We start from the raw sequence: 14,488 nt of genomic DNA on the forward strand, positions 1-14,488 counted from the left end.
ACGCCAGTGTTGCCAGGAACATAAGGCAGGAAATGCTCCGAATCGCCGTGCCCAACAAGGGCTCGCTCGCCGAGACCGCTGCGCAGATGCTGTGGGAGGCCGGGTACACCGGCCGGCGCGACCCGCGCGACCTGCACACCGCCGACCCCCGCAACGGGGTCGAGTTCTTCTACCTCCGCCCGCGCGACATCGCGACCTACGTCGGCTCCGGCGCCCTCGACGTGGGCATCACCGGTCGCGACCTGCTGCTCGACTCCGGCTCCGAGGCGACCGAGATCGCGCCGCTCGGGTTCGGCGAGTCCACGTTCCGCTTCGCGGGTCCCGATGGACGGTTCCACGCGCTCGTCGACCTCGCCGACGTGCGCGTCGCGACGAGCTACCCCGGCCTCGTCGGCGACTTCCTCGCCCGGCACGGCGTCACCGCGAGGCTCGTGAAGCTCGACGGCGCCGTCGAGTCGGCTGTGCGGCTCGGCGTCGCCGACGCCGTGGCCGATGTCGTGTCGACGGGGTCCACCCTGCGCAAGGCCGGCCTCGAGATCTTCGGTCCCGTCATCCTCGAGTCCGAGGCCGTGCTCATCGGCTCGGGTGTCGAGCGTCCGGGCGCCGCGACGCTGCTCCGGCGGCTGCAGGGCGTGCTCGTCGCCCGGCAGTACGTGCTCCTGGACTACGACGTGCCGGTCGAGCACCTCGAGCGCGCGACCGAGGCGGCCCCGGGCTTCGAGTCGCCGACGGTCTCGCCGCTGCACGACCCCGACTGGGTGGCCGTGCGCGTCATGATCCCGCGCATCGACATGAACCACGTCATGGACGAGCTCTACGCTCTCGGGGCGCGCGCGATCCTCGTGAGCGCGATCCACGCGGCGAGGCTGTGAGGCCCCGATGACGCTCGCCGTCCGCGTGATCCCGTGCCTCGACGTGGCCGCCGGCCGCGTCGTGAAGGGCGTGAACTTCCAGAACCTGCGCGACGCGGGCGACCCTGTCGAGCTCGCCGCGCGCTACTCCGACCAGGGTGCCGATGAGCTCACGTTCCTCGACGTCACGGCCACCGTCGACGACCGCTCCACGACCTACGACATGGTGCAGCGCGTCGCCGAGCAGGTCTTCATCCCCCTCACGGTGGGCGGCGGCGTGCGCTCGGCCGAGGACGTCGCGCGCCTCCTCGGTCACGGCGCCGACAAGATCGGCGTCAACAGCGCGGCCATCGCGCGGCCGGCCCTCGTGGCCGAGATCGCCGACCGGTTCGGCGCGCAGGTGCTCGTGCTCTCGCTCGACGTCAAGCGATCGGGGTGCACCGAGTCGGGGTTCGTCGTCACGACGCACGGCGGCCGCACCGAGACCGGCCTCGACGCGCTCGAATGGGCGCGCACGGCGATCGAGCTCGGCGCGGGGGAGCTGCTCGTCAACTCGATCGACGCCGACGGCACGAAGCAGGGGTTCGACCTCGAGCTCACCGCACTCATGCACGAGCACTCCCGGGTCCCCGTCATCGCCTCGGGCGGCGCCGGCTCGGTCGCCGACTTCCCGCCGGCGATCGCCGCCGGCGCCGACGCGGTGCTCGCGGCATCCGTGTTCCACAACGGCGAGGTGACCATCGCCGAGGTGAAGGCGGCCCTCGCCGCAGACGGGAGGATCGTGCGATGATCATGCCGGGCGATGAGGAGCTGGAGCGCGACGAGGAGTCGTGGTCGCCCGGCGCCTCGCCTCTGGATCGTGCCAGGTTCGGCGCCGACGGGCTGCTGCCCGCGATCATCCAGCAGGAGGGCACCGGCGAGGTGCTCATGCTCGGCTGGATGGACCGCGAGGCAATGCGCCGCACGCTCACCGAGGGTCGCGTCACGTTCTGGTCGCGCTCCAGGCAGGAATACTGGCGCAAGGGCGACACCTCGGGCCACGTGCAGTACGTGCGATCGGCCGCGCTCGACTGCGACGCCGACACCCTGCTGGTCACGGTCGAGCAGGTCGGCGCCGCATGCCACACCGGCACGCGCACCTGCTTCGACGGCGACCCGCTGCTGGTCGCGCATGGCGCGGCCACCACCGACTGAACCGAGGAGACCCGCGTGCCAGGCGCCACCACCACGTTCGACGAGTTCACCCGACTCCTGCGCGGCCGGCGCGTCGTGCCGGTCACGCGCGAGCTGTTCGCCGACGGCGAGACGCCCGTCGGCATCTACCGCAAGCTCGCCGAGGGCCGACCGGGCACGTTCCTCCTCGAGTCGGCGGAGCAGGGCGGCATCTGGTCGCGCTACTCCTTCGTGGGCGCATCCTCGTACGGCGTGCTCACCGAGCACGAGGGCCGTGTCGAGTGGCAGGACTACGGGCTGTCCGCCGAGCGCGCGCTCGGCGACGCCGGAGAGCTCGCCCCGCTCGCCGCGCTCGAGGCGCTCCACCAGCGCTGGGCCACCGAGGACATCCCCGGCGCGCCGCCGCTCACCGGCGGGCTCGTCGGATTCATCGGCTGGGAGGCGATCCGGCAGATCGAGCACCTGCCGAATCGCCCGCCGGCCGACTACCGGATGCCGGGACAGGCGTTCAGCTTCGTGTCCGAGCTCGTCGTCATCGACCATCGCACCGGTACCGTGCGGCTCGTCGCGTCGGTGCTCAACGACGGCGCGGAGTCGCCCGACTCCCTCTGGGCCGGCGCACAGGAGCGCCTCGACCGGATGCAGCTGGCCCTCGCCCGCCCGTCGGAGGCGTGGCTCGCCGAGATCGACCTGACGACGGCCGCCGCTCCCCGCCACCGCACCGAGAAGACCGACTTCCTCGCCGCCGTGGAACGCTCGAAGGAGTACATCCGCGAGGGCGACATCTTCCAGGTGGTGATCTCGCAGCGGTTCGAGCAGGAGGTCACGGCGCACCCCATCGACGTCTACCGCGTGCTCCGCAGCCTCAACCCGAGTCCGTACATGTACGTGCTCCACCTCGAGGATCCGGCGGGGGAGCCGTACTGGATCGTCGGCTCCTCGCCCGAGGCGCTCGTGAAGGTGGAGGACCGCCGCGTGTTCACGCACCCCATCGCGGGGTCGAAGCCGCGCGGGGCGACGCCCGAGGACGACGCCGACCTCGAGGCCGAGCTCGTGGCCGACCCCAAGGAGCAGGCCGAGCACCTCATGCTCGTCGACCTCGCACGCAACGACCTCGCGAAGGTGTGCCTGCCCGGCTCGGTCGAGGTGACCGAGTTCATGCGCGTCGAGCGGTTCAGCCACATCATGCACCTCGTGTCGAGTGTCGAGGGCGATCTCGCTCCGGGGCGGAACGCGGTCGACGTCTTCCGCGCGACGTTTCCCGCCGGCACCCTCTCGGGCGCGCCGAAGCCGCGCGCCCTCGAGATCATCGACGAGCTGGAGCCCGCGCAACGCGGCCTGTACGGCGGCGTCGTCGGCTACTTCGGATTCGGCGGCGACGCCGACCTCGCCATCGCGATCCGTACGGCCACCATCTCGGACGGCGTCGCGCGCGTGCAGGCCGGCGGCGGCCTCGTCGCCGACTCGGTGCCCGAGTCCGAGTTCCAGGAGTCGCAGAACAAGGCGGCCGCGCCGCTGCGAGCCGTCGCCGTCGCGAACGCCATGCGGAGGGTCGGGTGAGCGCCGCCCGCATGAAGCTGCCCGCGCTCGTCGCCACGATCCTCGGTGGCGGCCTGGCGCTCCTGTCGTGGAGCCAGACCTGGTTCGAGCTCGAACTGGCGGATGCCGCGGCGAGCAGTTCGGGCGATGCGATCGCGGTGCCCGGGAGCATCGCGTCGCCCGCGCTCGCGGCGCTGGGCCTGGCCGGCCTCGCCCTCGTCGCGGCGCTCGCGATCGCGGGTCCGGCGATCCGGATGGTGCTGGCCGTCCTCGAGGTGGTCCTCGGCGGGTGCGTGCTGCTGGCCGCGGGCATGAGCCTCGGCGATCCCATCGCGGCCGTCTCGCCGGCGGTGACGGATGCCACGGGCGTCTCGGGCTCGGACCCCACCACCGAGCTCGTGGTCTCCGCCGTGCCGACCGCGTGGCCTGTGGCCGCGCTGGTCGGCGGCGTCCTGCTCGTCGCGGCGGGCATCGTCGTGCTCGTGACCGGCACGCGTTGGCCGGCGGCATCGCGCCGCTACCGCTCGCCGCGTCTCGCCGAGGCCGACGGAACCGTGTCGGCCGCCGTCCGCGGGCGCGCGGCATCCGACAGGGCCATCGACGACTGGGACGAGCTCAGCCGTGGCGACGACCCCACCGACGAGCCGCCGGGTGACGACGGGCGACCCGGGGCCAGCCGCTAGACTGGCGGACGTACCCCCGTCACGAAGGAGCATCATGAGCACTGAGACCGCTGATCCCGGCCACGGACACTCGCCCGCGGCGTGGACCGCTGTCACGATCATGCTCATCGCCATCACGGTCGGAACCGTCGCGTTCTTCCTCGACGTGCAGTGGCTCGTCTGGGCCTCGGCCGTGGTGCTCGTCGTCGGACTCATCGTCGGGTGGGCCCTCGCCCGTGCGGGCTACGGGGTCGGCGGCGCCAAGGTGAGCCCGAAGGTGCACTGACGCGTGCTCTCCGAGCTGACGGCGAACGCGGTCGCCGACGCTGAGACGCGCCGTGCGGCGCGATCCCTCGTCGACGTCGAGCGCGAGGCGCTGCTGCGCCCGGCCGCGCTCGACGCGCTCGAGGTGCTCCACCCGGCCGGGCAGGTCAAGGTCATCGCCGAGATCAAGCGGTCGAGTCCGTCGCGCGGTGCGCTCGCGCCCATCGTCGACCCCGCTGCGCTCGCACGCAGCTACGAGCTCGGCGGCGCGAGCGCGATCAGCGTGCTCACCGAGGGCCGCAGGTTCGGCGGTTCGCTCGCCGACCTCGTGTCGGTGCGCGCCGCCGTCGCGCTCCCCGTGCTCCGCAAGGACTTCATCTCGACGGCCTACCAGGTGTTCGAGGCACGCGCGGCGGGCGCCGACCTCGTGCTCCTCATCGTGGCCGCGCTCGACGACGACGCGCTCCGGGAGTTGTTCGACCTCATCGTCGACCTCGGCATGACGCCGCTCGTCGAGACCCATTCCGCCGACGAACTCGATCGGGCGGCGGCGCTCGGCGCTCGGCTCATCGGCGTGAACGCCCGCGACCTCTCGACCTTCGAGCTCGACCGCGACCTCTTCGGCCGCCTGGCCGACCGATTCCCCGATGGCGCCGTCCGCGTCGCCGAGTCGGCAGTGCAGTCGGCCGCCGACGTCGCGCACTACCGCGCGGCCGGTGCCGACGTGGTGCTCGTCGGCGAGGCGCTCGTCACGGGCGACCCCGTAGCCAACCTCCGAGCATTCCTGGCGGTGTGACATGGCGCTCAGAGCGCAGACCGGTCCGTACTTCGGCGACTTCGGCGGGCGATTCGTGCCCGAATCCCTCGTCGCCGCCCTCGACGAGCTGAGCGAGGCCTACACCCTCGCGAAGCTCGATCCCGCCTTCGGCGCCGAGCTCACCGAGCTCGGCCGCAGCTACACGGGGCGCCCGTCGATCATCACCGAGGTGCCGCGCTTCGCCGAGCACGCCGGCGGCGCTCGGGTCATCCTGAAGCGCGAAGACCTGAACCACACGGGTTCGCACAAGATCAACAACGTGCTCGGGCAGGCGCTGCTCACCAAGCGCATCGGCAAGCACCGCGTCATCGCCGAGACGGGCGCGGGCCAGCACGGCGTCGCGACGGCGACGGCCGCGGCGCTCTTCGGCCTCGAGTGCACGATCTACATGGGCGAGGTCGACACCGAGCGCCAGGCGCTGAACGTCGCCCGCATGCGCCTGCTGGGCGCCGACGTGGTGGCCGTCACCGCAGGGTCGCGCACGTTGAAGGACGCCATCAACGAGGCGATGCGCGACTGGGTCACGAACGTCGAGACCACCAACTACATCTTCGGCACCGTGGCCGGTCCGCACCCGTTCCCCGAGATGGTGCGCGACTTCCAGAAGATCATCGGCGAGGAGGCGCGCCAGCAGGTGCTCGACCTGACGGGCGCCCTGCCCACCGCGGTCACCGCGTGCGTCGGCGGGGGCTCGAATGCGATCGGCATCTTCCACGCGTTCCTCGACGACGTCGACGTGGCGCTCTACGGCTACGAGGCCGGGGGGGAGGGCGTCGACACCGAGCGGCACGCGGCCACCATCACGATGGGCCGCCCGGGCGTGCTGCACGGCGCGCGCAGCTACCTCCTGCAGGACGAGGATGGCCAGACCATCGAGTCGCACTCGATCTCCGCCGGCCTCGACTACCCCGGAGTGGGTCCCGAGCACTCGTGGCTGTCGGCCCTCGGCCGAGCGAACTACCGCCCGGTCACGGATGCCGCGGCCATGGGGGCCCTGCGCCTGCTCTCGCGCACGGAGGGCATCATCCCTGCCATCGAGTCGGCGCACGCGCTCGCGGGCACGATGGAGCTCGGCCGCGAGCTCGGCCCCGATGCGACGATCCTCGTGAACCTCTCGGGTCGGGGCGACAAGGACATGGACACGGCGGCGAAGTACTTCGAGCTCTACGACGAGGAGAATCCCAGGTGAGGACGGTGGGCCCCGTCATCCGGCGCCGCAACGACGACGCGAACGGCGCGCTGATCGGCTACCTCCCCGTCGGCTTCCCGACGCTCGACGAGAGCGTCGACGCGGCGTTCGCGCTCGTCGAGAACGGGGTCGACGTGCTCGAGCTCGGGCTGCCCTACTCCGACCCCGTCATGGACGGTCCGGTCATCCAGGCGGCGACGCAGCAGGCGCTCGCGAACGGCTTCCGGCTCGCAGACGGCTTCGAGGCCGTGCGGCGGGTCACCGAACGCACGGATGCCCCGGTGCTGATCATGACCTACTGGAACCCCGTCGTGCAGTACGGGGTCGACCGTTTCGCCGACGACCTCGCCGCCGCGGGCGGCGCCGGGCTGATCACGCCCGACCTCATCCCCGATGAGGGGGCGCAGTGGATCGCGGCATCCGAGCGCACCGGACTGGACCGCGTGTTCCTCGCCGCGCCCACCTCCACCGATGCACGCCTCCGCCAGGCCGTCGAGGCGAGCCGGGGCTTCGTCTACGCGGTCTCCACCATGGGCATCACTGGCGCGCGCAGCGACGTCGACGCTGCGGCCCGCACACTCGTGGCACGCCTCAAGGCCGCGGGAGCCCCCGCGAGCTGCGTCGGACTCGGCATCTCGACGGCGGCGCAGGTCGCCGAGGTGCTCGAGTACGCCGACGGCGCCATCGTGGGCTCGGCGCTCGTCAAGGCCCTCGCCGACGGCGGCGTCGACGCCGCGGGCGCTCTCGCGGCCGAGCTCGCGCGCGGCACGCGGGCCGAGTGAAGTACGCTGACTGAGGCCCACGCGGGCCGACGTTTCCCCGAGGAAAGGCAGCAGCCCGAGTGATCGCACCGCTCAGCATCCCGAGCCCCGACGAAGACTGGCAGGTCTGGGAACTCAACCTGTTCGGCTGGCCGCTCAACATCCACACGTATGCGCTGTGCATCCTGTTGGGCATCATCCTCGCCGTCATGATCACGTCGCGGCGGCTCACCAAGCGCGGCGCCGAGCCCGGCGTCGTACTCGACATCGCCCTCTGGGCGGTGCCGCTCGGCATCATCGGCGCGCGAATCTTCCACGTGCTCACCCACCCCGACGACTACTTCTACGAAGGCGCCAACGTCTGGAACCCGTTCCAGCCGGGAGCGATCTGGAACATCTGGGAGGGCGGCAACGCCATCTACGGCTCGCTCATCGGCGGCGCCGTCGGCGTCTGGATCGGCTGTCGCATGACGGGCATCCGCTTCTGGTCGTTCGCCGACGCCCTGGCACCGGGCCTGCTCGTCGCGCAGGCCGCCGGCCGCCTCGGCAACTGGTTCAACCACGAGCTCTTCGGCCTGCCCACCGACCTGCCGTGGGGCCTCGAGATCGAGTCGACGAACACCGCGTTCCCCGCCGGCCTCGCCGATGGCACGCTCTTCCACCCCACGTTCCTCTACGAGATCATCTGGAACCTCGCGGGCGCCGCGCTCATCATCCTCCTCGAGCGGAGGATCAACCTCCGCTGGGGCAAGGCGCTCGCGGTCTACCTGATCTGGTACGGCGCCGGCCGGGCGTTCTTCGAGTCGATCCGCGTCGACCCGAGCGAGATGTTCCTCGGCATCCGGTCGAACGTCTGGGCGTCGTTCGCCGCGATCGTGCTCGGGCTGGTGATCCTCGTCGTGCAGTCCCGTCGGCACACCGGCAACGAGCCCAGTCCCTACGTTCCGGGTCGTGAATGGACGGGTCCCGACGCTGAGGTAGACTCGGACGAAACCGAGTCCGACTCTCTCGACGATGGCGTCGAGGGTGAGAACACCGCGGGCACGACGGCAGCCACAAGCTCGAGCCGGTCGACCTCCCCGTAGGGCCCGCTCCCACGTTCTCCGAAGCGACGCCGCACCATGGCGTCGCGACATCCCTTCGCAGGGCCGACGACGTCCCCCGCTGCCACCTAGTTGATGAGGACGGTCCACGTGTCGCTCACTCCACCCTTCTCGAGGTTCGGCCTCGTTCCCGACGCCCAGGGCCTGTATGACCCCGCCGCCGAGAAGGATGCCTGCGGCCTCGCGATGGTCGCGACCCTCAGGGGCACGGCAGGACATGACATCATCACCGCCGCGCTGGACGCGCTCCGTCACCTCGAGCACCGCGGCGCCGTAGGCTCCGACGCCGGCACGGGCGACGGTGCGGGCATCATCACGCAGGTGCCCGACGAGTTCCTGCGCGCCGTCGCCCTGTTCCCGCTGCCCGCGGCTGGCGCCTACGCGGTCGGGAACGCGTTCCTGCCCGTCGATCCGACCGCCCGCTCGGGCGTCAAGCGGCGACTCGGCGAGCTCGCGGCATCCGAGGGCCTCCAGGTGATCGGCTGGCGCGAGGTGCCCGTGCGCCCCGACGAGCTCGGCACGCTCGCCCGGGCCGCCATGCCCGCCGTGCAGCAGCTCTTCGTGCAGTCCGCAGCGACGACCTCCGAGGGCGGCCGGCTCGAGGGCATCGCGCTCGACCGGCTCGCTTTCCGGCTCCGCAAGCGCGCCGAGCGCGAGCTCGACCTGTACTTCGCATCGCTCTCCAGCCGCACCCTCGTCTACAAGGGCATGGTCACGACGCTCCAGCTCGAGCCGTTCTATCCCGACCTGTCCGACGAGCGGTTCGCCTCGAAGCTCGCGCTCGTGCACTCGCGGTACTCGACGAACACGTTCCCGTCGTGGCCGCTGGCGCAGCCGTTCCGCATGATCGCGCACAACGGCGAGATCAACACCATCCAGGGCAACCGCAACTGGATGCGGGCACGGCAGTCGCAGCTCGAGTCGGAGGTCCTCGGCGACCTCACGCCGATCCTGCCCATCGTCACGCCCGGCGCGAGCGATTCCGCCTCGTTCGACGAGGTCGTGGAGCTCCTCACCCTCGCCGGACGCAGCCTCCCGCACGCCGTCATGATGATGGTGCCCGAGGCGTGGGAGAACCAGGTCGAGATCGACCCCGCTCGCCGCGCGTTCTACGAGTACCACTCCATGCTCATGGAGCCGTGGGACGGCCCCGCCGCGATCGTATTCACCGACGGCACCCTCGTCGGCGCGACGCTCGACCGCAACGGCCTGCGTCCCGGTCGCTACCTCGTCACCGACGACGGGCTCGTCGTGCTCGCGAGCGAGATCGGCGTGCTCGACATCGAGCCGAGCCGCATCGTGCGCAAGGGCCGGCTGCGGCCCGGCCGCATGTTCCTCGTGGACACCGAGTCGGGCCGCCTCATCGAGGACGACGAGATCAAGGCGGAGCTCGCGGCATCCGAGCCGTGGGGCGAGTGGCTCGAGCAGGGCCGGATCCGCCTCGCCGACCTCCCCGAGCGCGAGCACATCGTGCATCCGCCGGCGTCGGTCAGCCGCCGTCAGCGCACCTTCGGCTACACCGAGGAGGAGGTGCGCATCCTCCTCACGCCCATGGCGAAGACGGGTCAGGAGCCCCTCGGCGCCATGGGATCGGACACACCCGTCGCGGTGCTGTCGAAGCGGCCGCGGCTGCTGTTCGACTACTTCACCCAGCAGTTCGCCCAGGTGACCAACCCGCCGCTCGACTCGATTCGCGAGCAGGTCGTGACGTCGCTCGGGTCGTCGGTCGGTCCCGAGCGCAACCTCCTGTCCGTCGGACCCGAGCACGCCCACCAGGTCTCGCTGTCGTTCCCCGTGATCGACAACGACGAGCTCGCGAAGATCGTGCACATCGACCCGTCGCCCGGCCGGCGCACGACCGCCACGATCCGCGGTCTCTACCGGCTCGACGAGGGGCCCCACGCGCTCCGCGACCGCCTCGCCGCGGTCTGCGACGAGGTCGACGAGGCCATCGAGGAGGGCGCCGCGTTCATCGTGCTGAGCGACCGCGACTCCAACAAGGACCTCGCCCCGATTCCGTCGCTCCTGATGCTCTCGACCGTGCACCACCACCTCATCCGCGCCGAGAACCGGATGAAGGTCGGGCTCATCGTCGAGGCCGGCGATGTCCGCGAGGTGCACCACGTCGCGCTGCTCGTCGGCTACGGGGCTGCGGCGGTGAATCCGTACCTCGCGATGGAGACGTGCGAGGAGCTCGTGCGTTCGGGTGTCATCACGGGCATCACGCCCGAGGGTGCCGTGCACAACGTCATCAAGGCGCTCGGCAAGGGCGTGCTGAAGATCATGTCGAAGATGGGCGTCTCGACCATCGCGTCGTACGCAGGAGCCCAGGCGTTCGAGGCGATCGGGCTCGCGCAGGACTTCGTCGACGAGTACTTCACCGGCACGACCTCGAAGCTCGGTGGCGTCGGACTCGACGTCATCGCGACCGAGAACCGGCGCCGTCACGCCGTTGCCTACCCCGAGGACGTCGCCGTGCGAGCGCACGAGCGCCTCGCGACGGGCGGCGAGTACCAATGGCGGCGCGACGGCTCCCCGCACCTGTTCAACCCTGAGACCGTGTTCCGGCTGCAGCACTCGACGCGCAACCGCCGCTACGACGTGTTCCGCGAGTACACCTCGCTCGTCGACTCGCAGGCCGAGGAGCTGATGACCCTCCGAGGCATGTTCGCGCTCCGCACGGGCACGCGCCCGTCGGTGCCGATCGACGAGGTCGAGTCGGTCGAGTCCGTCGTGAAGCGCTTCTCGACGGGTGCGATGAGCTACGGCTCGATCTCGAAGGAGGCGCACGAGTCGCTCGCGATCGCGATGAACCGGCTCGGTGCCAAGTCGAACACGGGCGAGGGCGGCGAGGACCTCGACCGGCTCCTCGACCCCGAGCGCCGCAGCGCCGTCAAGCAGGTGGCATCGGGCCGGTTCGGCGTGACGAGCATGTACCTGACGCACGCCGACGACATCCAGATCAAGCTCGCGCAGGGCGCGAAGCCGGGCGAGGGCGGCCAGCTGCCGCCCACGAAGGTGTATCCGTGGGTCGCCCGCACGCGGCACGCGACCGCCGGCGTGGGGCTCATCTCGCCGCCGCCGCACCACGACATCTACTCGATCGAGGACCTCAAGCAGCTCATCTTCGACCTGAAGCGCGCGAACCCGAAGGCGCGCATCCACGTCAAGCTCGTGAGCCAGTCGGGCATCGGCGCGGTCGCCGCCGGCACGGCCAAGGCGCTCGCCGACGTCATCCTCGTCTCGGGGCACGACGGCGGCACCGGGGCGAGCCCCCTCAACTCGCTGAAGCACGCAGGCACGCCGTGGGAACTCGGCCTCGCCGAGACGCAGCAGACGCTCATGCTCAACGGCATGCGCGACCGTGTCGTGGTGCAGGTCGACGGCCAGCTGAAGACGGGCCGCGACGTCATCATCGGCGCGCTGCTCGGCGCCGAGGAGTTCGGCTTCGCCACGGCCCCGTTGGTCGTGCAGGGCTGCGTCATGATGCGCGTCTGCCACCTCGACACCTGCCCGGTGGGAGTCGCGACGCAGAACCCCGAGCTGCGCAAGCGCTTCACCGGCAAGCCGGAGTTCGTCGTGAACTTCTTCGAGTTCATCGCCCAGGAGGTGCGCGAGTACCTCGCCGAACTCGGCTACCGCTCGGTGGAGGAGATCGTCGGCAGGCGCGAGCTGCTCGACGTCGACCGTGCCATCGGGCACTGGAAGGCCTCGGGCCTCGACCTGTCGCCCTTGCTCGTCGGCCCCGACTTCTCCGAGTCCGAGCCGCGGCGGAACTTCCGTGCGCAGGACCATGAGCTCGGGGAGCACTTCGACAACGAGCTGATCCGGCGCAGCCGGATCGTGCTCGAGGAGGGCGGCACGGTGCAGATCGAGCTTCCCATCACGAACACCGAACGCGCCGTCGGCACCATGCTGGGCCACGAGGTCACGGTCCATCGCGGCGAGCACGGCCTGCCGACCGGTTCGATCGACGTCACGCTCACGGGATCGGCAGGGCAGTCCCTCGGCGCGTTCCTGCCGAGCGGCATCACGCTGCGCCTCGAGGGCGACTCGAACGACTACGTCGGCAAGGGGCTCTCGGGTGGCCAGATCGTGGTGCGGCCGCCCCGCGACAGTGGGTTCGTCGCCGAGCGCAACGTGATCGCCGGCAACGTCATCGGCTACGGCGCGACGCGCGGCAGCATGTTCATCCGCGGCATCGTCGGCGAGCGGTTCCTCGTGCGCAACTCCGGCGCCACCGCGGTCGTCGAGGGCGTCGGCGACCACGCGCTCGAGTACATGACGGGCGGCCTGGCGCTCATCCTCGGCGAGACCGGCCGGAACCTCGGCGCCGGCATGTCCGGCGGCACTGCGTACGTGCTCGGCCTCCGCGAGGGACGCGTGAACCGCGAGTCCCTCAGTGCGGGCGAGCTCGACCTGATGCCGCTCGGCAGCGCCGACCGCGAGATCGTTCGCGACCTGCTCGAGCAGCATCTCGAGACCACCGACTCGTCGGTCGCGGCGGTGCTCCTCGCCGAGGGCGATGCGGCATTCGATCGCTTCACGAAGGTGCTGCCTCGCGACTATGCTGCCGTGCTCCGCACACGTCAGAGCGCCGTCGACGAGGGTCTCGACCCCGACGGCGACGTGGTGTGGACCCGAATCATGGAGGTGACGGGTGGCTGACCCCAAGGGCTTTCTGAAGGTCATCGAGCGGGAACTGCCCAAGCGGCGACCCGTGCCGGTGCGCATCATGGACTGGAAAGAGGTCTACGAGCCGGGCGACTCCGCCCAGCTTCACCGACAGGCCGGTCGCTGCATGGACTGCGGCATCCCGTTCTGCCATCAGGGCTGCCCCCTCGGCAACCTCATCCCCGAGTGGAACGACCTCATGTGGCGCGGGGAGGGCCGCGCGGCGATCGAACGACTGCACGCGACGAACAACTTCCCCGAGTTCACGGGCCGGCTCTGCCCGGCACCGTGCGAGTCTTCGTGCGTGCTCGGCATCAACCAGCCGGCCGTGACCATCAAGCAGGTCGAGGTCTCGATCATCGACCAGGCGTTCGGCAGCGGCTGGGTGCAGCCGCAGCCGCCCGGGCGCCTCACCGGCAAGACGGTCGCCGTGGTCGGCTCAGGCCCCGCCGGCCTGGCCGCCGCGCAGCAGCTCACGCGAGCCGGGCACACCGTGGCGGTCTACGAGCGCGACGACCGCATCGGCGGCCTGCTGCGCTACGGCATCCCCGATTTCAAGATGGAGAAGAAGCACCTCGACCAGCGCCTCGCGCAGATGATCGCCGAGGGCACCCGCTTCCGCGCCGGGGTGAACATCGGCGTCGACATCTCATGGGAGCAGCTGCGCGAGCGGTACGACGCGGTCGTCATCGCGACGGGGGCGATCGTGCCGCGCGACCTTCCCATTCCCGGTCGCGACCTGCCCGGCGTGCACTTCGCCATGGAGTACCTCACGCAGTCCAACCACCACGTGGCGGGCGACCCCGTCTTCGACCAGATCACGGCCGAGGGCAAGCACGTCGTCGTGCTCGGCGGCGGCGACACGGGAGCCGACTGTATCGGCACGGCGCACCGCCAGGGCGCGCTGTCGGTCACCAACCTCGCCATCGGCAGGGAGCCGAGCGCCGCGCGCCCGCCCGAGCAGCCGTGGCCCATGCATCCGACCGTCTTCGAGGTGCAGAGCGCGCACGAGGAGGGCGGCAATCGCCAGTACCTCGCGTCGACCGTCGAGTTCCTCGCGAACGAGATCGGTGAGCTCCGGGCGATCCGCATCGCCGAGACCGAGTACCTCGACGGCCGTCGAGTGCCCAAGGCGGGCACCGAGCGGGAGATTCCGGCCGACCTGGTGCTGCTCGCGCTGGGCTTCACGGGTCCCGAGACCCGCGACCTCGACGAGCAGCTGCAGCTCCCCGTCACCGACCGCGGCAACATCGACCGCGACGCCGAGTACGCGACCGCGCAGCCCGGAGTGTTCGTCGCCGGCGACGCGGGTCGCGGGCAGTCGCTCATCGTCTGGGCGATCGCCGAGGGCCGGGCTGCGGCATCCGCTGTCGACCGGTACCTTGAAGGCGACACCGAGTTGCCGAGCCCGATCCGGGCGGACGCGCGCGCATTCGCCATCTGACCCTTGGCGCG

The 14,488-nt window shown here is 71.0% G+C and carries 12 protein-coding genes; all 12 read left to right on the forward strand.

The window, feature by feature from the left end:
- Positions 1-32: 32 nt before the first annotated feature.
- Positions 33-872: an ATP phosphoribosyltransferase gene (gene hisG, locus IEX31_RS05335; RefSeq protein WP_188742410.1), complete on the forward strand. Its 840-nt coding sequence runs from the start codon at positions 33-35 to the stop codon at positions 870-872.
- A 7-nt stretch (positions 873-879) separates the two neighbouring features.
- Positions 880-1,641, forward strand: a complete 762-nt coding sequence (gene hisF, locus IEX31_RS05340; RefSeq protein WP_188742411.1) for an imidazole glycerol phosphate synthase subunit HisF — start codon at positions 880-882, stop codon at positions 1,639-1,641.
- Positions 1,642-1,643: 2 nt separating this feature from the next.
- Positions 1,644-2,045 (forward strand): phosphoribosyl-AMP cyclohydrolase, encoded by a 402-nt coding sequence (gene hisI / locus IEX31_RS05345; RefSeq protein ID WP_188742491.1) that lies wholly within the window; start codon positions 1,644-1,646, stop codon positions 2,043-2,045.
- Between the two features lie 15 nt (positions 2,046-2,060).
- On the forward strand, positions 2,061-3,584 hold the full coding sequence (locus IEX31_RS05350; RefSeq protein WP_188742412.1) for an anthranilate synthase component I: 1,524 nt from the start codon (positions 2,061-2,063) through the stop codon (positions 3,582-3,584).
- Complete coding sequence (locus tag IEX31_RS05355) at positions 3,581-4,246, forward strand: Trp biosynthesis-associated membrane protein (protein ID WP_229662129.1); 666 nt, start codon at positions 3,581-3,583, stop codon at positions 4,244-4,246. The genes IEX31_RS05350 and IEX31_RS05355 overlap by 4 nt, the downstream gene beginning before the upstream one ends.
- A gap of 34 nt (positions 4,247-4,280) precedes the next feature.
- The gene (locus IEX31_RS05360; RefSeq protein WP_188742413.1) at positions 4,281-4,511 is read left to right on the forward strand and encodes a DUF6704 family protein; all 231 of its coding nucleotides are present in this window, start codon (positions 4,281-4,283) and stop codon (positions 4,509-4,511) included.
- A 3-nt stretch (positions 4,512-4,514) separates the two neighbouring features.
- A complete protein-coding gene (gene trpC / locus IEX31_RS05365; RefSeq protein WP_188742414.1) occupies positions 4,515-5,285 on the forward strand; it encodes an indole-3-glycerol phosphate synthase TrpC in 771 nt (256 codons plus the stop codon).
- 1 nt (position 5,286) lies between these two features.
- Entirely contained in the window at positions 5,287-6,495 is a 1,209-nt protein-coding gene (gene trpB / locus IEX31_RS05370) for a tryptophan synthase subunit beta (RefSeq protein WP_188742415.1), read from the forward strand.
- On the forward strand, positions 6,492-7,277 hold the full coding sequence (gene trpA / locus IEX31_RS05375) for a tryptophan synthase subunit alpha (protein WP_188742416.1): 786 nt from the start codon (positions 6,492-6,494) through the stop codon (positions 7,275-7,277). The genes trpB and trpA overlap by 4 nt, the downstream gene beginning before the upstream one ends.
- Before the next feature lie 59 nt (positions 7,278-7,336).
- Positions 7,337-8,341, forward strand: coding sequence for a prolipoprotein diacylglyceryl transferase (gene lgt, locus IEX31_RS05380; protein ID WP_188742417.1), 1,005 nt, complete (start codon positions 7,337-7,339; stop codon positions 8,339-8,341).
- Positions 8,342-8,434: 93 nt separating this feature from the next.
- Entirely contained in the window at positions 8,435-13,027 is a 4,593-nt protein-coding gene (gene gltB / locus IEX31_RS05385; protein ID WP_188742418.1) for a glutamate synthase large subunit, read from the forward strand.
- The gene (locus IEX31_RS05390; RefSeq protein WP_188742419.1) at positions 13,020-14,477 is read left to right on the forward strand and encodes a glutamate synthase subunit beta; all 1,458 of its coding nucleotides are present in this window, start codon (positions 13,020-13,022) and stop codon (positions 14,475-14,477) included. The genes gltB and IEX31_RS05390 overlap by 8 nt, the downstream gene beginning before the upstream one ends.
- Positions 14,478-14,488: the final 11 nt, after the last annotated feature.

The organism is Agromyces bauzanensis (assembly GCF_014645655.1).
GTDB lineage: Bacteria > Actinomycetota > Actinomycetes > Actinomycetales > Microbacteriaceae > Agromyces > Agromyces bauzanensis.